The organism is Cupriavidus sp. FW305-46 (assembly GCF_058787075.1).
In genome coordinates this window covers 48530-68173 of the sequence record NZ_JBYSZI010000002.1, presented here as the reverse complement: position 1 = coordinate 68173, position 19644 = coordinate 48530, and the positions used below count along the sequence as shown (strand labels likewise).

Annotated in this window: 17 protein-coding genes; 5 read left to right on the top strand and 12 right to left on the bottom strand. The window is 65.3% G+C overall.

The genetic code is table 11. From position 1 onward, the window contains the following. Positions 1-49: 49 nt before the first annotated feature. The 9 genes from AC3WON_RS01290 to AC3WON_RS01250 form a co-directional block, all read right to left on the bottom strand. A complete protein-coding gene (locus AC3WON_RS01290) occupies positions 50-835 on the bottom strand; it encodes a TorF family putative porin (RefSeq protein WP_492319178.1) in 786 nt (261 codons plus the stop codon). A 132-nt stretch (positions 836-967) separates the two neighbouring features. After that, a complete protein-coding gene (kdpE, locus tag AC3WON_RS01285; protein WP_492319179.1) occupies positions 968-1663 on the bottom strand; it encodes a two-component system response regulator KdpE in 696 nt (231 codons plus the stop codon). Positions 1664-1690: 27 nt separating this feature from the next. Continuing rightward, positions 1691-4537: a DUF4118 domain-containing protein gene (locus AC3WON_RS01280; protein ID WP_492351004.1), complete on the bottom strand. Its 2847-nt coding sequence runs from the start codon at positions 4535-4537 to the stop codon at positions 1691-1693. 69 nt (positions 4538-4606) lie between these two features. Beyond that, positions 4607-5230: a potassium-transporting ATPase subunit KdpC gene (gene kdpC, locus AC3WON_RS01275; RefSeq protein WP_492350925.1), complete on the bottom strand. Its 624-nt coding sequence runs from the start codon at positions 5228-5230 to the stop codon at positions 4607-4609. 25 nt (positions 5231-5255) lie between these two features. Further along, on the bottom strand, positions 5256-7337 hold the full coding sequence (kdpB, locus tag AC3WON_RS01270) for a potassium-transporting ATPase subunit KdpB (RefSeq protein ID WP_492351003.1): 2082 nt from the start codon (positions 7335-7337) through the stop codon (positions 5256-5258). A gap of 247 nt (positions 7338-7584) precedes the next feature. Then, entirely contained in the window at positions 7585-9405 is a 1821-nt protein-coding gene (kdpA, locus tag AC3WON_RS01265; RefSeq protein ID WP_492319183.1) for a potassium-transporting ATPase subunit KdpA, read from the bottom strand. Further along, positions 9405-9494, bottom strand: coding sequence for a K(+)-transporting ATPase subunit F (kdpF, locus tag AC3WON_RS01260; RefSeq protein WP_492350924.1), 90 nt, complete (start codon positions 9492-9494; stop codon positions 9405-9407). The genes kdpA and kdpF overlap by 1 nt, the downstream gene beginning before the upstream one ends. Beyond that, positions 9494-9751 carry a hypothetical protein gene (locus AC3WON_RS01255; protein WP_492350923.1) on the bottom strand — a complete coding sequence of 86 codons (258 nt, stop codon included), beginning with the start codon at positions 9749-9751 and terminating at the stop codon, positions 9494-9496. Before AC3WON_RS01255 ends, kdpF begins: the two co-directional genes overlap by 1 nt. Positions 9752-10158: 407 nt before the next feature. Next, on the bottom strand, positions 10159-10617 hold the full coding sequence (locus AC3WON_RS01250) for a MerR family transcriptional regulator (protein WP_492350922.1): 459 nt from the start codon (positions 10615-10617) through the stop codon (positions 10159-10161). A 151-nt stretch (positions 10618-10768) separates the two neighbouring features. Between AC3WON_RS01250 and AC3WON_RS01245 the strand changes: the two genes are divergently transcribed. The 5 genes from AC3WON_RS01245 (at position 10769) to AC3WON_RS01225 (ending at position 14926) form a co-directional block, all read left to right on the top strand. Next, complete coding sequence (locus tag AC3WON_RS01245) at positions 10769-10984, top strand: GDCCVxC domain-containing (seleno)protein (protein WP_492351002.1); 216 nt, start codon at positions 10769-10771, stop codon at positions 10982-10984. Positions 10985-11136: 152 nt separating this feature from the next. Further along, positions 11137-11361, top strand: a complete 225-nt coding sequence (locus AC3WON_RS01240) for a DUF2188 domain-containing protein (protein ID WP_492319186.1) — start codon at positions 11137-11139, stop codon at positions 11359-11361. Positions 11362-11447: 86 nt separating this feature from the next. Then, positions 11448-12410, top strand: a complete 963-nt coding sequence (locus AC3WON_RS01235; protein ID WP_492311597.1) for a chromate resistance protein ChrB domain-containing protein — start codon at positions 11448-11450, stop codon at positions 12408-12410. 27 nt (positions 12411-12437) lie between these two features. After that, positions 12438-13631 (top strand): chromate transporter, encoded by a 1194-nt coding sequence (locus AC3WON_RS01230; protein WP_492351001.1) that lies wholly within the window; start codon positions 12438-12440, stop codon positions 13629-13631. A gap of 32 nt (positions 13632-13663) precedes the next feature. Beyond that, on the top strand, positions 13664-14926 hold the full coding sequence (locus AC3WON_RS01225) for an MFS transporter (RefSeq protein ID WP_492350921.1): 1263 nt from the start codon (positions 13664-13666) through the stop codon (positions 14924-14926). A 37-nt stretch (positions 14927-14963) separates the two neighbouring features. On the opposite strand, the gene AC3WON_RS01220 is transcribed toward AC3WON_RS01225, so the two are convergent. From AC3WON_RS01220 to AC3WON_RS01210, 3 genes are read right to left on the bottom strand one after another with little or no spacing between them, the layout of a single operon-like run. Further along, positions 14964-15350, bottom strand: coding sequence for a hypothetical protein (locus tag AC3WON_RS01220; RefSeq protein ID WP_492319189.1), 387 nt, complete (start codon positions 15348-15350; stop codon positions 14964-14966). A gap of 52 nt (positions 15351-15402) precedes the next feature. Continuing rightward, positions 15403-18507 carry an efflux RND transporter permease subunit gene (locus tag AC3WON_RS01215; RefSeq protein ID WP_492350920.1) on the bottom strand — a complete coding sequence of 1035 codons (3105 nt, stop codon included), beginning with the start codon at positions 18505-18507 and terminating at the stop codon, positions 15403-15405. A 9-nt stretch (positions 18508-18516) separates the two neighbouring features. Then, the gene (locus AC3WON_RS01210) at positions 18517-19641 is read right to left on the bottom strand and encodes an efflux RND transporter periplasmic adaptor subunit (protein WP_492319191.1); all 1125 of its coding nucleotides are present in this window, start codon (positions 19639-19641) and stop codon (positions 18517-18519) included. Positions 19642-19644: the final 3 nt, after the last annotated feature.

The following is a 19644-nucleotide window of genomic DNA, read 5'->3' as shown; positions in this document are numbered from 1 at the left end:
TGGCGTTAAATCCGCATCAAGATCAGCGCCGCTGGCAAGGCGCTCGCGCTCAGAACGTCTTCGTCAGCGACGCCCAGGCCGCAGCCTTGCCGAGGTAGCGGCCCCGGTTGGCACTGGTGTAGGCCACTTCCTTGGCGTTGGTATCGACATAGGCAACCGCCAGCGCGAAGCCCTTGCCCAGGTCCTTGGTCAGGCCGATCTTCCAGTCGGTGTACGAGGCGTCGCTGTTGTGCTTGACGCCCTGGTAGCCGACGTGCGCGTTCAGCGTCAGGTCCCAGAAATTCAGCGGGACATTGGCGCTCAGATCGACGTAGTAGCTGTTCTTGCTGTCGGCCCAGCCAAACAGGTTGGTGACCGAGTGCGAGTACTTGAGCATGACCGGGCCCCAGCCGATGCCGGCGTACAGTTCCGTGGTGTAGGGGCGCGGGTTGTTGTAGCCGCCCGGGTAGTAGTATTCGAGCACGCCCAGGTCATAGTTGAACTCGGTGCCGGAGACCTTGAAGGTGTTCTTGAAGCCGCCGTAGAAATCCATTTCGACCGGGGCCGAGACCGCCGGGTTGGCATCCTCGAGCCAGCTGATGCTGGAGTTCCAGTTGCCCACATAGAAGCCGCTTTCGTGGGCGTAGTCAAAGCCACCCTGGATGGCCGGGCGCAGGTTGGTCTGGCTGATGCCGCGATAGCGGTAGTCCGAGACCAGCGACACGTTGGCCGTGAACGTATGCGGGGACGGCGCGGCGTCAGGCTGGGATTGCGCCATGGCCGGCATGGCAGCGAAAAGGATGGAAGATGCGGAACATGCGAGCAGCGTGGCCGCGGTTTGGCGCAGGTCAGTCATTGTTGTTGTGGCGAGAGTTGAAAAAATCCCCGTTGCAGGGAGCCTCGCCACGATATGGCCTGACGCGTAAAAACGGTATCAAAAGCCGCGGTGCCCGCGTACAAATCCAATCAATGCGCCTGGATTTCAGCGCTACCCGGCAAACCGGTAGCCCAGCCCGATTTCGGTCAGCAAGTGGGCGGGCCGCGCCGGATCCGCTTCGAGCTTGTGCCGCAGATGCCCCATATAGACGCGCAGGTACTGGCTGCTTTCGGCCTGGGAGGGTCCCCACACCTCCCGCAGCAATTCCCGGTGCGTCATCACCTTGCCGCGGTGGGCGATCAGAACCGCAAGCAGCCGATACTCGATCGGCGTCAGGTGCACGGCCTGTCCCGAACGGGTGACGACGCGGCTGGCCAGGTCAACCTGCACGTCGCCGAACAGGATCTGGCGGGAACCGTGAGCGTTGGCCCTGGCATGCCGGCGCAGCAGCACGCGCAGGCGCGCGACCAGTTCACCGACGCCAAAGGGCTTGGTCAGGTAGTCATCCGCGCCGGCATCCAGCGCACCGATCTTGTCGGCTTCTCCGCTACGTGCCGACAGGACCAGCACCGGTACGTCAGTCCACGTACGGATCTCGCTGATCAATCTCACCCCGTCTCCGTCCGGCAAGCCCAGGTCGAGAATGACGAGGTCAGGTTGCCGGGTGCCTGCCTCGATCAGTCCGCGCTTGAGCGATTCGGCCTCGTGCACCGTGCAACCTTCGGACTCCAGGGTCGAGCGGACAAAGCGCCGGATATGCGGCTCATCCTCAACCAGCAGGACTGTCGGGGAAAAATCAAATGGCATCAACTCCCTTTCTTTTTGCGCGAGACCCTAGGCATCAGTCTGCTCCGGCTCCACCGCCGGCGGATTTCCACGCGGCAACGCTACCACGAAGCGCGCGCCCGCCTGGCCGCCGGGCCGGTCCGGGCGTTGCGCGGGTTCCACCCAGATGCGCCCGCCATGGGCTTGCACGATTGCCTCGCATACGGCGAGACCCAGGCCGACACCCGCGGTCGCGGATTCGCGCTCACCGCGCGTGAATTTCTCGAAGATCTGCCGTTCCTTGCCCTTGGGCACGCCGGGGCCATCATCCTCTACCGCAATCCTGATCTCGTCGTCGACCGGCGCGGCCGAGAGCCGGATCTCCGTGCCGGCGGGCGTGTATTTGGCGGCATTCTCCAGCAGGTTGCACAGCACGCGCTCGATCAGCACGGCGTCGCATTCGACCAGGGGTACCCGGGACAAGTCGGCGACAACCACGCGGTGGTGCTCGAGCGCATCGCGCATGGCCGCCAGGCTGGCGCCAACGAGCTCCTCCACCGATTGCCACTCCTTGCTGGTCCGGACTTCCCGGCCCTGCAGCCTGGCCATGTCCAGCAGGTTCACCACCATCGTGCGCATGCGCCTGGCCTGCTCCAGCATGGCGGCGGCGGTCTCGGCCAGCGACGGCGTCAGCCCGGGATCGCTGCGCTGCATGGTTTCCGCCATGCCGATCAGGCTGGTCAGCGGGGTGCGCAGGTCATGGGAGACAGCGGCCAGCAATGAGCTGCGCAGGCGCTCTGATTCCATCGACAGCAGGGCCTGCTGCGCCACTTCGACGTAATGCAGGCGCTCGATGGCGATCGCGATCAGCGTGCAGAACACATCGACCTGGCGCCGCAGCGCGGGCTGCGCCAAGGCGTGTGATACCGCGGGCTCGACCGCCAGCACGCCACGGGTCTGCATCGGCGCCTTCAATGGCAGATACAGCACGGTGCTGCCTGGCAATGTGTGCGTGCCGGTGCCTGCGGGCTGGCCGTGATCGAATACCCACTCCGCCAGGACACGGTCGATCGAGTCGGTTCTCGTCCCGGTGTCATGCGGCTCGACATCAGACACGGGCGGCAGCAGGCGGCCTTCCGGGGAAACCAGGAAGAAGGCTGAATTGGCATCGAAGGCAGCGCGCAGGAAACGGCTGGCGATCGAAACAATCTGGTCCGGCATCAGCGCCGCGGAGAGTTCGCGGGCCAGTTCATATAGCGTGCGGGCATCGTTCTCGCGCTGCACCGCCACCTGCGCCTGTTCGCGCAAACCGGCCGTCAGTTGCCCGATGACCAGCCCGACGGATAGCAGCACCAGGAACGTCAGCAGATACTGCACGTCGCTGACGGCGAAGGACAGCCGCGGCGGTATGAAGAAGAAATCGAAGGCGGCAACGGCCAATACCGAAGCCAGCGCCGCAGGTCCGCGGCCATGGCGAAGCGCGACGCCGACCACTGCCGCCAGAAACAGCATGGCAATGTTGACGACGTCGAACCATGGAAACGCGAGGGCCGACAGCGCCGTGGCACCGGTGCACCATACCACTGCCCACAGATAGTCTCGGCGCGTGGCGCCGTCGCCTGGCGCAGGGGCGTCTGGCTCTTCAGTGCCATGGCGCGGGCGAAGATCCACCCGCGTCGTGTCCGCCGCAACGCGGATGATGTCGATCTCCGGACACCCGATCGCCAGCGCATCGGCAAAGCTGCGGCGGCCGAACAGCCACGCCGGCGCGTTCACGAATGGCGTCAAGGCCAGGCCGAGAAGGGCGCGGGCCCGCTCCGCGAGGGAGGCGCCGCCCCGGCGCCAGTCCGCCGGCGCACGGCCGATGACCACTTTGGTCAGGTTGTGGCGGCGCACGTACCCCACGACGGCCTGGACCATGTCGTTGCCCGCCAGGGTCTCGGTGCGTGCGCCCAACTCCTCAGCGAGACGCATGGCAGTCTGCAGGCGCGTCTTGGCGAAATCGGACGGGGGTGCCAGCCTGGGTGTGGCGATGGTCACCACATGCCAGTCGCAATCGAGCTGGCCGGCTAGCCGGCGCGCGCTCCTGACGACCTGTTCGGCATCGTCGCCACTGCCGATGCAAGCCAGCACGGCCTCCCGGGTCCGCCACACGCCTTGCACGGCTTCGGACTGACGCCATGCCCGCACATCGGAGTCCACCCGGTCGGCGGTCCGGCGCAGCGCCAGTTCGCGCAGGGCGATCAGATTGCCCTTTCGGAAAAAATTGCGCGCCGCGTGCCGCGCCTGCTCCGGCAGATAGACCTTGCCTTCCTTGAGCCGGCGCAGCAGTTCGTCGGCCGGCAGGTCCACCAGCACGACCTCGTCGGCGCTGTCGAAGACAACGTCCGGCACGGTTTCCCAGACGCGGATGCCGGTGATGCCGCCCACGGCCTCGTTCAGGCTGTCCAGATGCTGCACATTGACCGTGGTCCAGACGTCGATCCCGGCGGCCTGCAGTTCCTGGATGTCCTGCCACCGCTTGGGATGGCGGCTGCCCGGTGCGTTGGAATGGGCCAGTTCGTCAACCAGGACCAGGGCCGGTTGCCGGGCCAGCGCCGCGTCCAGGTCGAACTCCTGCAGGACCCGCTCGCGGTATGGCACGTCCTTCATCGGCAAGCGCTCGATACCGGCGATCAGCGCTTCGGTCTCGGCGCGGCCGTGGGTCTCCACGATGCCGATGACGACATCGGTGCCCTGCGCGGACGCCGCTCGCGCGGCGGTGAGCATGGCGAAGGTCTTGCCGACCCCGGCGGAAGCGCCAAAGTAGACCCTGAGCTTGCCGCGCAAGGCGCGAGCGCCTTCCTCCTGCACCATCTGGAGCAGGGCATCGGGGTCGGGGCGCGCGCCGGCTTCGCGCGATTCGGCATCAGGCATCGGTCGGCTCACCCTCTATCCTGGCATTGGCAAACCAGTATTGCCTCGCATCCGCATCCCGGCACTGGGTTACTTCCGTGCAATGGCATCCAATCCAAGGTTCAGTTTCAGGACATTGACTCCCGGGTCGCCCAGGACCGGCAGCAGCGGCGTGTTCGTATTTTCCGCAATCAGCTGCTTCACCTGCTCGATCGGAATCCCCCTGGCGCGGGCGACACGCGCCGCCTGGTATTCTGCGGCCGCAGGGCTGATGTGCGGGTCGAGACCACTGCCGGATGCCGTGACCAAGTCCACCGGCACGGGGGCCTGGTTGTCCGGATCCGCGGCGTGCAGGGCGTCGACGCGCGCGCGCGCGGCATCGGTCAGCGCCGGATTGGTGGGGCCCAGGTTGGATCCCGCCGAAGCCGCGGCGTTATACGGCATCGGCGCCGTGGCCGACAGCCGGCCCCAGAAGTACTTCGGGTCGGAGAACGGCTGGCCGATCAGTTCCGAGCCAACTGTCCTGCCATCCTTCTCGATCAGCGAGCCGGCTGCCTGATGCGGGAACAGGGCCTTGGAGATTGCCGTGATCGCGCCGGGATAGAGCAGGCCGGTCACCAGCGAAAGGCCAACGAACACCACCAACATCGGCCGCAGCAAGCCACCTTGCACGGGTGCCGGCGACGGCTGCGGGGACTGCACTTGCGTATTCATGGAAACTCCGAATCGTGGCAGAAAATCAGGCCCAGCCAAACAGGGCCAGGATCATGTCGATCAGCTTGATGCCGGCAAACGGCACCAGGATGCCGCCCAGGCCGTAGACCAGCAGGTTGCGGCGCAGCAGCACCGCGGCGCCCAGCGGCCGGTAGACCACGCCCTTGAGCGCAAGCGGGATCAGCACGACGATGATGAGCGCGTTGAAGATCACCGCCGACATGATGGCCGACGCCGGCGTGGCGAGCCCCATCACATTGAGCAGGTTGAGCTGCGGATAGGTGGTGGCAAACGCCGCCGGGATGATCGCGAAGTACTTGGCGATGTCGTTGGCCACGCTGAAGGTCGTCAGCGAGCCGCGCGTCATCAGCATCTGCTTGCCGATCTCGACGATCTCGATCAGCTTGGTCGGGTTGCTGTCCAGGTCCACCATGTTGCCGGCTTCCTTGGCCGCCTGCGTGCCGCTGTTCATCGCCACGGCCACGTCGGCCTGGGCCAGTGCCGGGGCGTCGTTGGTGCCGTCTCCGGTCATCGCGACCAGCCGCCCGTCGGCCTGGTACTGGCGGATCAGCTTGAGCTTGGCTTCCGGCGTGGCTTCGGCCAGGAAGTCGTCAACGCCGGCTTCCGCCGCAATCGACGCCGCCGTCAGCCGGTTGTCGCCGGTGATCATCACGGTCTTGATGCCCATCTTGCGCAGTTCGCCGAAGCGCTCGCGAATGCCGGTCTTGACGATGTCTTTCAGCTCGATCACGCCAAGCACGCGCACCGAATCACCGTTGGCGTCGGCTACCACCAGCGGCGTGCTGCCGGCGCGGGCGACCTCATCGACGGCTTGCAGGACCGCATCGGGGAACTTGCCGGCGCGTTCCGTGACGTAGCGGCGCACGGCATCGGCCGCACCCTTGCGCACGTGACGCTCGCCGCCGCCATCGCTCAGGTCAACCCCGCTCATGCGGGTCTGGGCGCTGAACGGCACGAATTCCGGCTTCAGGCTTGCCATCACCGGTGCCGCCAGCCCCGGCAGCTGGCGTGCCAGCGTGATGATGCTGCGGCCTTCCGGGGTCTCGTCGGCCAGCGACGACAGCCACGCCGCTTCCGCGAGCTGCAGCGGCGACACGCCCGGGGCCGGGATGAAGCGCGATGCCTGGCGGTTGCCATGGGTAATGGTGCCGGTCTTGTCGAGCAGCAGCACGTCCACGTCACCAGCGGCTTCGACCGCACGGCCCGAGGTGGCAATCACGTTGGCTTCCATCATCCGGCTCATGCCCGCCACGCCAATGGCTGACAGCAGCCCGCCGATGGTGGTGGGAATCAGGCAGACCAGCAGGGCCACCAGTACCGTGATCGTCACCGGCACGCCTGCCTTTGCCACCAGCACGCTGTAGAGCGAGAACGGCTGCAGCGTGGCAGTGGCCAGCAGCAGCACGATGGTCAGCCCGACCAGCAGGATCGTCAGGGCCAGTTCGTTCGGTGTCTTTTGCCGGTTGGCGCCTTCAACCATCGTGATCATGCGGTCGATGAAGCTCTCGCCCGGGTTGGTCGTGATACGCGCCACGATCCAGTCGGACAGCACGCGCGTACCGCCGGTCACCGACGAGAAGTCACCGCCCGACTCGCGGATCACGGGCGCCGATTCGCCGGTGATGGCGCTTTCGTCGACCGAGGCCACGCCGTCGATCACTTCGCCGTCGCCGGGGATCATCTCGCCGGCCTGCACCAGCACCACGTCACCGCGGCGCAGTGCCGTCGCGGGGCGCGCTTCGGTGGCACCGCCACGCTTGCCGTCTTTCAGCACACGTGCGGTGACCGTGGTCTTCAGGCCGCGCAGCGCCTCCGCCTGCTGCTTGCTCCGGCCTTCGGCAAGTGCCTCGGCAAAGTTCGCGAACAGCACCGTGAACCACTGCCAAACCGACACCGCCAGGATGAAGCCCGCGGATTCCCCACCGGGGGCTGCCGCCGGCGCGGCCATGGCCTTCAGGAAAAGGATCGTCGTCAGGATGCTGCCCACGTAGACCACGAACATCACCGGGTTGCGCAGCTGGTCGCGCGGCGACAACTTCCTGAAGGCCGCGACCAGCGCGGGCTTCACCAGCTCCGGCGCGAACATGCTGCGCGCCGGCGGGCGATGATGGTGGGAGCCGTGTTGCCGGTCGGGAACCGGCGCGCTCTTTGCCTGAATCGTGTTGGAGGAAGACGCTTCAGCCGTGTTGGCGCCGCGCTTGGCCACCGGGGCCATCGAATCTTGTTGCATGGTTTCTCCGCAATCCGCTAGAGCCATCCGGCACCTGCATCGGTGAGGCAGTGCAGGGTCCGGACGTGTAGGAATGCTCGATATTTCGTCGTCAGTCGTCGCTTTACTTCGCCGCGCTTGCCGTCACCGTGCCCTGGAGTTGCTCGGCGACCGGCCCCAGCGCCAGCGCCGGGACATAGGTCAGCGCACCGACCAGCAGCACGGTGCCCACCAGCAGGACGACGAACAGCGGGCCGTGCGTTGGCATCGTGCCGCCGCTTACCGGCACGCGCTTCTTGGCTGCCAGCGAGCCCGCCAGCGCAAGCACCGGGATGATGATCCAGAACCGGCCGAACCACATGGCCGCCGCCAGCAGCGTGTTGTAGAACGGCGTGTTGGCGGACAAGCCCGCAAAGGCGCTGCCATTGTTGTTGGCCGCCGACGAGAGCGCGTACAGGATCTCCGAGAAGCCGTGCGTGCCGGGATTGAACACACCGGCGCGTCCGGCCTCGGTCATCACCGCCACCGACGTGCCGAGCAGCACCAGCAGGGGCGTGACCAGGATCGCCACGGCCGTCATCTTCATCTCGTAGACTTCGATCTTCTTGCCGAGGTACTCCGGCGTGCGCCCGATCATCAGTCCGGCGATGAATACCGCGAGCACGGCGTAGACCAGCATGCCGTACAGCCCCGAGCCGACGCCGCCGAACACGACTTCGCCCAGCTGCATCAGCAGCATCGGCACCAGGCCACCGATGGCGGTGAAGGAGTCATGCATGGCATTGACCGCGCCGCACGACGCCGCGGTCGTGATGGTGGCGAACAGCGCCGAAGCGGCGATGCCGAAGCGCGTTTCCTTGCCTTCCATATTGCCACCGGCCTGCAGCAGCGACGCGGCGTGATCCACCGGCAATCCGGCCAGCGCCGGATTGGCCATCTGCTCGGACATCGCCGCCACGCAGGCCATCGCGACAAAGATGACCATCATGGAAGCCAGCACCGCCACACCCTGTCGCCTGTCTCCCACCATTTCGCCAAAGGTGAAGCACAGCGCCGCCGGGATCAGGAAGATCGCCAGCATCTCGAGAAGGTTGGCCAGGCCATTCGGGTTCTCGAACGGATGCGCCGAGTTGGCATTGAAGAAGCCGCCGCCGTTGGTGCCCAGCATCTTGATGGCCTCTTGCGAGGCAACCGGGCCCATCGCCAGCGTCTGCCTGTCGGTCTTCAGGTCTTCCGTCACCGGCTTGCCTTGTGCATCGAGCACCGGTTGCCCGGCCGCATCGAGCTTTGGCTGGCTGTACTCCACCGGCGTGACCAGGCTGGCTTCCTTGTAGGCATCGAAGTTCTGGATCACGCCCTGGCTGACCAGCGCAAGTGCAATCACGGTCGCGATCGGCGCCAGCACGTACAACGTGACCCGCGTCATGTCGACCCAGAAATTGCCGATGGTGGCGGCGCTCTGGCGCGCGAATCCGCGCATCAGCGCGAACACCACGGCGATGCCGGTCGCCGCGGACAGGAAGTTCTGCACGGTGAGCGCGAGCATCTGCGTCAGATAGCCCATGGTCGACTCGCCGCCATAGCCTTGCCAGTTGGTGTTGGCGACAAAGCTGATCGCCGTGTTGAAGGCCGAGTCCGGCGAAACCGCGCCAAAGCCCTGCGGATTGAGCGGCAGCATGCCCTGCAGGCGCTGCAGCGCATAGACTGCCACCACGCCAAGCAGGTTGAACGCCAGCACCGCGACGGCGTATTGCTTCCACCCCATCCCGGCATCGGCACGCACGCCACCCAGGCGATACAGCAGCCGTTCCAGCGGCCGGCCCCAGACGGTCAGCGAATAGTTGCCATCTTCCACGGCACGCCGGATATAGCGTCCGAGGAAAGGGGCGCACGCCAGCAGGATGGCGAGATAGAGGACCAGCAGGCCCACGAATTGGGAGGACATCAGAATTTCTCCGGCCGGAACAACGCAATGAGGAGGTAAACAAAAATGGCAACGGTCAGCACGCCGCTCAACAGATCCGTCCAGCTCATCACAGCCTCCTGTCCGACGCGCTGTTCTTTGCCGGCATCCGGTCATGCGCGCCGCCGTGCCCGCTGCCTGCCGGAGATTTCGGCGCAAGCACGGCGCAAAGCCCCAGCAGGGCCGCGCTCAGCACGGCGAAGCCAATCAATACGATCAAATAGATCCCGTCCATAACAAAGCACCCTTGAATGGTTTCGGCTTGCAGATTAGCGACGGGGTCGTAAAAACAGGGTAGAAAGGTGGCCGGTGTGTATAAAGAACGCATAAAGATCCGGGGCGATCAGCATGCGCGCGCGAGCCAAGGTGCACTTTTTGGGCCGCTGGCGATCGCGATGCGTGGTGCGATGCGTGGTGGCAAGGCCGCTGCTGTTGGCGCAGGTGCGGCGCCGCGCGGCGCTTCTTTATCTGATCGTTACGCGACGGCGCCATATGGGCAGGGAAGGGGCAGTGCCTACCACTCCGTCGCCAGGCTGCGGGAGCGGGAACGCAAGTTGGGCGAAGCCGCACTGGCACGTGCCACCCAAGTCCTTGATGAGTTGCCCCGGTCCCGAGCCAATGGAGAAGAAGTCGCTAATTCAACTGCGGCGGAGGCATCGCGCCAGGAGTGTTCACAAGTGTGTCCCCTTTGCTCCTCGCCGCGGTGCGAATCCTGGCCCGTTGCTGCGCTCGGGTTCACTCTGCCCTGGCCATCCTGCCCCTATTCTTGCTTGAGGGTGTCGGCACCGGATCCACGGCCGCGACAAGTAATGTGTCAATCAAGGGGCAAGAAGCCTCATTCCCATTGGCATGGCATTGCCCGATGAGATTCTTCAGTTCCGCTCGCAATCGGCGCAAGTCATTCAATCTTTCCTCCACAAGACTGAGCTTTTGCTCGGCCAGTGTGCGGGCGGTGCTGCACGTGCTGCCATCGTTCTGTCGCAGCAGTACCCGGACTTCATCCAGGGTGAACCCGAGCGACTGGGCCCGGCGAATGAAATGAAGCCGTTGCAAGCTCTGCTGCGAATACTGTCGAATGGCGCCATAGGCACGCTCTGGCACCGGCAGCAGGCCGCACCGATGGTAGTAGCGTACCGTTTCCACGCCAACACCAGCCGCCTTGGCCAGCTTCCCGATTGTCAGTGTGTGGTCCATCGCTTGACTCCGTACCTTGGTACGGGCCTAGGCTACGCCTAGACCGCACATAGGGGAAGGGCGGATTGCATTTCGATGGGCAACGCCAGGAACCAGGCCGCCAGGCATGGGGAGCGTCTACTGCCCATCGGCCGTGAGGCAAAGCGAAATGATGAGCGCCGTCAAGCTGCAGTCAATCATCACCTGCCCCATGTGCGCGCATGCAAAAGAAGAAACCATGCCCATTGATGCCTGCCAGTGGTGCTATGAGTGCGAGCACTGCCGCGCGGTGCTAAGGCCCAAGGCCGGTGATTGCTGCGTTTTCTGCTCGTATGGGACCGAAAGGTGCCCGCCCATGCAGCAGCAGTCTTGCTCGTGTGTTCGTTGACGCAGGTACAGCGATGCACGACGCACCCTCGATGCGGTTCCTCCCGGATGATCCCGGCTCTTACCCAGCCATGCTTGTCCGCGGGAACGTGTTCTTGCTCGACAGTACGCGACGCCCGCTGTATGTCGCGGGAAATCTAGAGAGGGGTCATTATGCAATCGCGGATCATTCGCGTTCTGCCTGCAGAAAATGGTTGGGCATTGGAGTTCGGCGGCCTCAATATAAGGGCCCAGAGATTTCCGACCATGGAAGCGGCAATCGCTGCGGGTTGGGAGGTGGCCAGGCGAGAGAACGCCGAATTACACATACATCGTCACGACGGGGATGTGCACTTGCGCAACGCGTGTGGCGACAAGCAGCAGGAGCCGCAACGGTGATGTTCTCCGAAATGTGATCCAAACGGCATTAATGTAGGGATATCTACAGCATTGAAAGACGCGTTATGGGCCCCTAACATGCGCTCATGACCGCGTTAATCGACCCCTGGGCTTTGCTGATCGTCACGCTACCAACCTCCGGCGCCACCGCCCGGATGCGGATCTGGCGCGCGATCAAGACTATTGGTTGCGCCGCACTGCGTGACGGCGCCTATCTCTTGCCTGCAGGCGATGAGCAAATCGCCCAGTTGCGCGAGTTGGCCGACGACGCCCGGCAAGAAGGCGGCCAGGCCTGGCTCTTGAGTGTCCGCGCCGACAATCCAGGGGAAGAGACCGCATTCCAGGCGTTGTTCGACCGCAGCGCTGACTATGCGGAACTGCAGGCTGCCCTGTCAGATGCACGCAAGTCGCTGACCGATCAAAGCAGCGCCGAACTCAATCGTCTGCTGCGTCGTCACGGGCGTGCCTACGAAGCGATCCGCACGATCGACTTCTTCCCCAATGAGGCGTCGACCCGTGCCGAAGCCCAATGGAATGACTTCAGCCGCGCCATCGAGACCATCCAGTCTCCGGGCGAACCACAGGCGCTCTCGCGAGCAATCGCTCGTCGGGATCCTGCCCAGTATCAAGGGCGGATTTGGGCCACCCGCCGCCACCTGTGGGTGGACCGCGTGGCAAGCGCCTGGCTGATCCAGCGCTTCATCGATCCCCATGCCCGGTTCCTGTGGCTGGAAAGCGCCTCCGCTTGCCCGGACGATGCGCTGGGCTTCGACTTCGACGGCGCGACCTTCACGCATGTGGGCGAGCGCGTTTCATTTGAAGTACTGCTGTCGAGCTTCGGCCTCGAATCCGACCGCGGACTCAGCCGGCTCGGCGCCATGGTCCATGCGCTGGACATTGGCGGCATTTCGGTGCCGGAAGCCAGCGGCTTTGAAGCCATGCTGGCCGGCGCACGAGCACGCCTGAAGGATGATGACGCCCTGCTGGCGGAAATCGGCCGGGTGCTGGATTCGCTTTACGCACACTTCTCCACCAACAAGAAACCCTGACTCTGCCAGGATCCCATTATGAGTCGCATGCAACAAGCCGGCATCGCGCCGCCAGGAATCTCTGAACGGCCTGTCTACACCCTCTGGCAGCTCGTGCTCTATTTCCTCCGCCTTGGCACCTTTGGCTTTGGCGGGCCGGTCGCGTTGGCCGGCTACATGCACCGCGACCTCGTGGAGCGGCGGAACTGGATCAGCGACGGGGACTACAAGGAAGGCATCGCGCTGGCACAACTGGCGCCCGGGCCGTTGGCAGCGCAACTGGCGATCTACCTCGGCTACGTCCACTATCGGGTCCTCGGTGCCACGCTGATCGGGCTGGCCTTCGTGCTGCCGTCGTTCCTGATGGTGCTGGCGCTAGGCTGGGCCTATGTCCGCTTTGGCGGGCTGACGTGGATGCAATCGGTGTTCTATGGCGTGGGCGCCGCCGTCATCGGCATCATCGCCATCAGCGCCTATAAGCTGACCATAAAGAGTGTGGGCAAGGACAGACTGCTCTGGGCAATCTACCTGGTGCTGGCTACGGTGACCATCGTCACGGAGTCCGAAATCGCCTGGCTGTTCCTGGCAGCCGGCGTGCTTGCCTGGTTCTGGCGCGCTCCGCCCAGGTGGCTGCGCCAGAGCGGCGCCAATGCGCTCGTGGCCACGCAGGTGCCGGCCGCAAGCGGCCTGCTGAGCATGCTGGACTGGCCCCTGCTGACCCAGATCGGTGTGTTCTTTGCCAAGGCAGGCGCCTTCGTCTTCGGCTCGGGTCTCGCCATCGTGCCCTTCCTCTACGGCGGTGTGGTGACGGAATACCACTGGCTCAACGAAAAGCAGTTCGTCGATGCGGTAGCCGTGGCCATGATCACGCCGGGCCCGGTGGTCATCACGGTCGGCTTCATCGGTTACCTGGTGGCCGGGCTGCCCGGCGCCTGCGTGGCGGCACTGGCAACGTTCCTGCCCTGCTATTTGTTCACCGTGCTGCCTGCCCCTTACTTCAAGAAGTACGGAAAGCTGCCGGGCATCCTCGCCTTTGTCGATGGCGTCACGGCGGCAGCGATTGGCGCTATCACCGGTGCAGTGTTCGTGCTCGCCAAGCGCTCGATTGTCGACGTGCCGACCATACTGCTGGCGCTGGGCACGATCGCGTTGCTGCTGAAATTCAAGAAGCTGCCGGAGCCGGTCATCATCACCGGCGCCGCGCTGATCGGCCTTGCCGTTTATCCGGTGCTGCACCACTGAGCCAAACGAACCGGGGGCATGTCAGGCTCGCCATGGCTGTGCATAACGACCACCCCTCGGCCGCCAGCAGTAGCTGGCTCGAACGCATCGCGCTGCCATCCGGTGTTCACCCCGACGCCTTGCCGCTGCTTGCCGGCCGCGCGCTGCGTGGCATCTGTGATGGCTATATTGCCGTGCTGCTGCCGTCCTACCTGCTGGCGCTTGGTTTCGATTCGATGGCAGTCGGGCTCATCAGCAGCGCGACACTGATCGGCTCGGCCCTCGCCACCATCCTGGTCGGGATCGTCGGGCACCGCTACCCGCAACGCCGCTTGCTGATGCTGGCGGCCGCCCTGATGTTTGCGACCGGCCTCGGCTTTGCAGGTTTCTCCACGCTGTGGCCGCTTCTGGTGATCGCCTTCATCGGCACGCTTAACCCTGGCTCTGGCGATGTCAGTGTCTTCCTGCCGCTGGAACACGCGCGGCTGGCGGAATCGGCATCGCCTGACGCCCGGACGGCGCTGTTCGCACGCTACGGCCTGATCGGCGCATTCTCATCCGCTTTGGGGGCGCTGGCAGCGGCGCTACCGGCATGGCTGGTCGAGCAATCCCGGCTGTCCTCGCTCGATGCGATGCGCCTGATGTTCGGTTTCTACGGGATCATAGGGCTGCTGCTGTGGCGTCTCTATGCGCGCGTACCTGCCACGCAGCCACATGGAGCGGCACCCACGCCGACAACACCATTGGGCCCGTCCCGTCCGATCGTATTGCGCCTGGCCATGCTGTTCAGCGTGGACGCGTTCGCGGGCGGGCTCGTGGTCAATTCGCTACTGTCGCTGTGGTTGATGCAGCGCTTCGGTCTGAGTCCTGCCGCGACCGGCCAGCTCTTCTTCCTGGCAGGAATGCTGACGACGCTCTCGCAGCTCGCGGCGGTGCCACTGGCGCGAAAGATCGGCCTGCTCAACACGATGGTGTTTACGCATATCCCGTCCAGCCTGTGCCTGATTGCGGCCGCCTTCGCGCCCACGCTGGCCCTGAGCCTGGCCTTGCTGCTGGCTCGCAGCGCGCTGTCGCAAATGGATGTGCCGACCCGGACGGCTTATGTCATGGCCGTTGTCACCCCGCCGGAACGGGCCGCGGCGGCAAGCCTGACCGCGGTGCCACGCAGCCTCGCCGCGGCACTCAGTCCTGCGCTCGCCGCCGCGTTGATGGCCTACGGCTATGCCAGCACGCCGCTGGTGGCCTGCGGGCTGCTGAAGATCGCCTACGACCTCGCGATGCTGCGGGCGTTCCGTCGGGTCAAGCCACTCCACTGACCCATCGCAGCCCTTCGTGAGCCGGCACGTCCTAGTATTACTTCGCCACAAAGCGTGCCGTCACGGTCTTGCCGTCGGCAAACTTGATCGTCGCGACCAGCTTGGAGCCGGCTTTGAGCTGCAGCTTGTCGGACGCTACCAGCGCATTGTCCGTCCCGGGGTTCAGCGCCGTTTCCGTCTTCTGGGCGCCGGTCAGCACCGTCAGCTTGCCGCTGGCACCAGCCACCGGCAGCTTCTTGTCATGGTCGTCGACATAAATGGTGACGGCGCCATCCTTGTTGACCAACTCGAACTGCAGGTCGCTGGCGGTCTGCACGATGCCGCCGTATTGCGCGGGCCTGGCGCCGTGGGCCATGGCCAGACCGGAAAGGCCGGACAGTGCGAGGCTGCCGGCAAACAACATGGCTGAGATCTGTTTCTTCATCGAATCCTCCGTTGGTGCAGCGACTTGCGGGCGTCGCTGCCAAAGCCCGTAATCAGTACGCGTCGCCCGGCTGTTGCGACAGGATCCGCTCCAGCGGGCGGCGCCCGAACAACCAGAACGCCAAGGGAGTCAGCACGGAATCCAGGATGGTCGAGCTGACCAGCCCGCCGAAGATCACCACCGCCACCGGATGCAGGATTTCCTTGCCGGGCGCGTCGGCCGACACCAGCAATGGCACCAGCGCGAACGCCGCAACCAGCGCGGTCATCAGTACCGGCGTCAGTCGCTCCAGCGACCCACGCACGATCATCGGGATACCAAAGGTTTCCCCTTCAAAGCGGCACAGGTTGATGTAGTGGCTGACCTTCAGAATGCCATTGCGCGTGGCGATGCCCGTCAGCGTGATGAAGCCGACCATCGACGCCACCGACAGCGTCAGGCCGCCGAGCCACATGGCGATCACGCTGCCGATCAACGCCAGCGGGATGTTCGCCATGATGATCAGCGTGAGTGTCGCGGAGCGGTAGCGCGAGTAAAGCACCAGGTAGATCAGCGCCAGCGATACTAGCGCCAGCAACACGATCAACTGCGTCGCCTGCTCCTGCGCCTGGAACTGACCCTCGATGCTGACGAAATAGCCACCGGGCAACCCGGCGCGCGCGGCCGCGCTGCGCACATCGCCGATGATCTTTGACATATCCGAGCCGTCGGTATTGGCATAGACCAGAATGCGCCGGCGGCCGTTCTCGCGCCCGATCTGGTTCGGGCCGTCGCCATCCTCGACGTTGGCGATTGCCGACAACGGCACTGCGCCACGCGGCGAATCCAGCATGACGCGGGACAGGTCCTGCGGCGTACGGCCGGCATCGGGCAACCGCACCACCAGGTCGTAGCGGCGCACGCCCTCGATCACCTGCGTGACGCGCGTGCCATCCGACAAGGTTTGCAAGGCCTTCAGCGCCTCGCCTGCCGGGATGCCGTATTGCGCGGCCTTGCGGTAATCGAGCCGCACATTGACTTGCGGTATCAATACCTGGCGCTCGACCGTGATATCGACGAGTCCTGGTATGGCAGCAAGCCGCCCGCGCACGCTCTCCGCCAGGCCGCGCAGCGTATCGAGATCGTCGCCATAGATCTTCAGCGCGATCTGTGCCCGCACGCCGGAAAGCAAGTGATCCAGCCGGTGGGAAATCGGCTGGCCGATCGCCACCGACGCAGGGAGACTGGCAAGCTGGACGCGGATGGCGGCCATCACTTGCTCCCGGCTGCGGTCGGAGCGTTTCAGGTCGATATCGATTTCGGACGAATGCACGCCTTCGGCATGTTCGTCCAGTTCGGCACGGCCGGTGCGCCGCCCGACCTGCGTCACCTCCGGTACCTGCCGGATCAGGGTCTCCGCCAGGGCACCCATGCGGTTGGCTTCGGCCAGCGATGTGCCAGGATTGAACATCAGCGACATCACGAGCGAGCCTTCGTTGAAGGCTGGCAGGAAGGCCCGCGACATGAAAGGCACGGTGGCGGCCGCGAGCGCGACGGTGACGGCGGCGACGGCAAGCACGGTCTTGGCGCGGGGGAACGACCAGTCCAGGATCCTGGTATCGACCCGCTTGAGCCATGCCACCAGCGGGCTGTCCGGATGCTCCAGCCGCTTCATCCGCGGCAGCAGGTAATACGACAGCACCGGCGTCACGGTCATCGACACCAGCATCGATGCCAGGACCGACACGATGTAGGCGATACCCAGCGGCGCGAACAGGCGGCCTTCGATACCCGGCAGCGCGAACAGCGGCACGAACACCAGCACCACCACCAGGGTGGCATAGACGATGCCGGAGCGGACTTCGACCGAGGCGCGCCAGATGGTCTCCAGCACGGACGGCGGGTCCTCCAGGCTTGCGCGCTGCCTGAGCCGGCGCTGGATGTTCTCCACGTCGACTACCGCGTCGTCGACCAGCTCGCCGATGGCAATGGCCAGGCCGCCCAGCGTCATCACGTTGATTGACTGGCCCAGCAGGTGGAAGGCCAGCGCGGTGACGGCCAGCGACAGCGGAATCGCCACCAGCGAGATCGCGGTGGTGCGCGCGCTCAGCAGGAAGGCGAACAGGATCACGGCCACCATGATGGCGCCGTCACGCAGCGCCTCGACCACGTTGCCGATCGAGGCCTCGATAAAGTCCGCCTGCCGGAACAGCACCTGCGGCGCGGACAGGCCCGGCGGCAGTCCCTGCTTCAGTTCGCCGAGCGCTGCTTCCAGGTCCCGCGTCAGGCGCACCGTGTCGGCCGCGGGCTGCTTCTGCACGCTGACTATCACTGCCGGCTTGCCGTTGAATCCGGCATCGCCGCGCTTGAGCGCGGCGGCATAGCGCACACCGGCCACCTGCTCGAGCAGCACCGGCGCGCCTTCCTTGTAGGCAACCGCCAGTCCCTTCAGGTCGTCGAGCCGGTTGGTGCGGCCGAGGTTGCGGATCAGGTATTCGCGGCCGTTCAGGTCGATGAAGCCGCCGCTGGTATTGGCGGCGAAGTCGCGCAACGCGCTTTCCACCTGTGGCAGCGCCACGCCGAACTGCGCCATCCTGGCGGTGTCCGGTTCGACCCGGAGCTGGCGCACCTCGCCGCCGATCGGGATGACCTGCGACACGCCAGCCACCGACAGCAGGCGCGGCCGCAGCACGAAGTCGGCATACTCGCGCGCCTGCATCGGACTGGCCCGGGCCGGGTCGATCGGTAACGCAATCAGCATGATCTCGCCCATGATCGACGAGACCGGCCCGAGGATGGGCGTCAGCCCGCCGGGCAACTGTTCCTTCACCAGCGCCAGCCGTTCCGACACGAGCTGGCGGTTGCGATAGATATCGCTGCCCCAGTCGAACTCGGCATACACGATGGACAAGCCGACGCCCGACACCGAGCGGACCCGCGTGACGCCTGGCATGCCATTGAGCGCGGTCTCGAGCGGGAACGACACCAGCAGCTCCACTTCCTGCGGCGCCATGCCGCCGGCTTCGGTGATCACGGTCACCAGCGGTTTGTTCAGGTCCGGGAAAACATCCACCGGTGTGCGCCATGCGGTCACGCCGCCGTACACCATCAGGATTAGAGCGATGGCCAGTACCATCAGCCGGTTGCCGAGGCTCGCGCGAACGATCCAGTTGAACATGCGCGCCCCTCAGCGGATCTGGTTGATCAGTGCCGCCCCGGACACCACCACCCGGTTCTCCGGTGACAGTCCCTTGACCACGACAACCGTTCCCGCATCCAGCACGCGGGCTTCAACCGGCTGAGCGATAAAGCGCTGCGTGCCGGACTTGATCCACACCACCGGCAGGTTGCTGCCATTGCGCACCAGGGCCTCGCTTGGCAATGCGATGCCCTTGACCGTCTCGGTCAGCGTCGCAACCACCGTCACTGGCTGCCCGATGGCAAGTGGTGCCGCATTGCCCGTCAGCCGGAACATCAGCGGCACGGCGCCGTTCTTCAGGCTGCGGCCGGCGCCGATGAATTCCAGCTTGCCTCCGTCCGACCGGCCCAGGGTCCCACCCTGGATACGGTTGGCAAGCGAGGCATCCGCGGTGCTGGCCTCGATCAGCATCCGGACCGGGTCAACCACTTCATACAGCACGTCGCCAGCAGAAACGACCTGGCCCGCCAGCACATTGGCAGTGGCGATAACGCCGCTGGCTGGCGCGGTCAGCGTGTCGGTCTGGTGCAGGCTCTTGCCCACCGCCTCGCGCTGGCCGGAAAGACTCTGGACCTCGGCGCGGGCGGCTTCGATCTCCTTGCGCGGGATGCTGTCCTGCAGCGATTCCAACCGCTGCAGCCGTTGCCGGGCCAGCTTCAGGTTGGCGCTCAGGTTGGCGAACTGCGCCTGCTGGTTGCCGATATCGAAGGGCTCGCTCTTGTGCCGCAGCACGGCCAGCACCTGGCCCTTGCTGACACGCTGCCCCAGCAGCGGGAAGCCTCCCGGCGGCGGCTCGATCCAGCCTGGGTGCCCTGCCTGCAGGCGCCCACCCGCATTGGGGTCGATCGCCACCACGGCATTCAGCTCTACGGTTACGGGGTGCAAGGCTGCCTGCGGCATCGTGGTTCGTATGCCCATACGGCGTTGCGCGAGCTTGGGCACCTGGACACTGCCGTCGGGCAGCCGGGCCAGGCCGCCGCTGCCGGACACCGCTCCCGGTGCATCAAGGTGTTCGCCACCGGGCCCGTGCGCACCGGGGCCGGCCAGTGCCGGCATGGTTGCGCAGGCAGCCAGCGCAATGGCGATCGTTGCAAACCTGGTTGTCTTCAGCATGTC

Excerpts from the sequence above, each read along its gene's own strand:
- AC3WON_RS01290 (WP_492319178.1), bottom strand. The coding sequence starts at position 835 with ATGACTGACCTGCGCCAAACCGCGGCCACGCTGCTCGCATGTTCCGCA.
- kdpE (WP_492319179.1), bottom strand. The coding sequence starts at position 1,663 with ATGCCATTTGATTTTTCCCCGACAGTCCTGCTGGTTGAGGATGAGCCG.
- AC3WON_RS01280 (WP_492351004.1), bottom strand. The coding sequence starts at position 4,537 with ATGCCTGATGCCGAATCGCGCGAAGCCGGCGCGCGCCCCGACCCCGAT.
- kdpC (WP_492350925.1), bottom strand. The coding sequence starts at position 5,230 with ATGAATACGCAAGTGCAGTCCCCGCAGCCGTCGCCGGCACCCGTGCAA.
- kdpB (WP_492351003.1), bottom strand. The coding sequence starts at position 7,337 with ATGTTCGCGCCGGAGCTGGTGAAGCCCGCGCTGGTCGCGGCCTTCAGG.
- kdpA (WP_492319183.1), bottom strand. The coding sequence starts at position 9,405 with ATGTCCTCCCAATTCGTGGGCCTGCTGGTCCTCTATCTCGCCATCCTG.
- kdpF (WP_492350924.1), bottom strand. The coding sequence starts at position 9,494 with ATGAGCTGGACGGATCTGTTGAGCGGCGTGCTGACCGTTGCCATTTTT.
- AC3WON_RS01255 (WP_492350923.1), bottom strand. The coding sequence starts at position 9,751 with ATGCGTTCTTTATACACACCGGCCACCTTTCTACCCTGTTTTTACGAC.
- AC3WON_RS01250 (WP_492350922.1), bottom strand. The coding sequence starts at position 10,617 with ATGGACCACACACTGACAATCGGGAAGCTGGCCAAGGCGGCTGGTGTT.
- AC3WON_RS01245 (WP_492351002.1), top strand. The coding sequence starts at position 10,769 with ATGAGCGCCGTCAAGCTGCAGTCAATCATCACCTGCCCCATGTGCGCG.
- AC3WON_RS01240 (WP_492319186.1), top strand. The coding sequence starts at position 11,137 with ATGCAATCGCGGATCATTCGCGTTCTGCCTGCAGAAAATGGTTGGGCA.
- AC3WON_RS01235 (WP_492311597.1), top strand. The coding sequence starts at position 11,448 with ATGACCGCGTTAATCGACCCCTGGGCTTTGCTGATCGTCACGCTACCA.
- AC3WON_RS01230 (WP_492351001.1), top strand. The coding sequence starts at position 12,438 with ATGCAACAAGCCGGCATCGCGCCGCCAGGAATCTCTGAACGGCCTGTC.
- AC3WON_RS01225 (WP_492350921.1), top strand. The coding sequence starts at position 13,664 with ATGGCTGTGCATAACGACCACCCCTCGGCCGCCAGCAGTAGCTGGCTC.
- AC3WON_RS01220 (WP_492319189.1), bottom strand. The coding sequence starts at position 15,350 with ATGAAGAAACAGATCTCAGCCATGTTGTTTGCCGGCAGCCTCGCACTG.
- AC3WON_RS01215 (WP_492350920.1), bottom strand. The coding sequence starts at position 18,507 with ATGTTCAACTGGATCGTTCGCGCGAGCCTCGGCAACCGGCTGATGGTA.
- AC3WON_RS01210 (WP_492319191.1), bottom strand. The coding sequence starts at position 19,641 with ATGCTGAAGACAACCAGGTTTGCAACGATCGCCATTGCGCTGGCTGCC.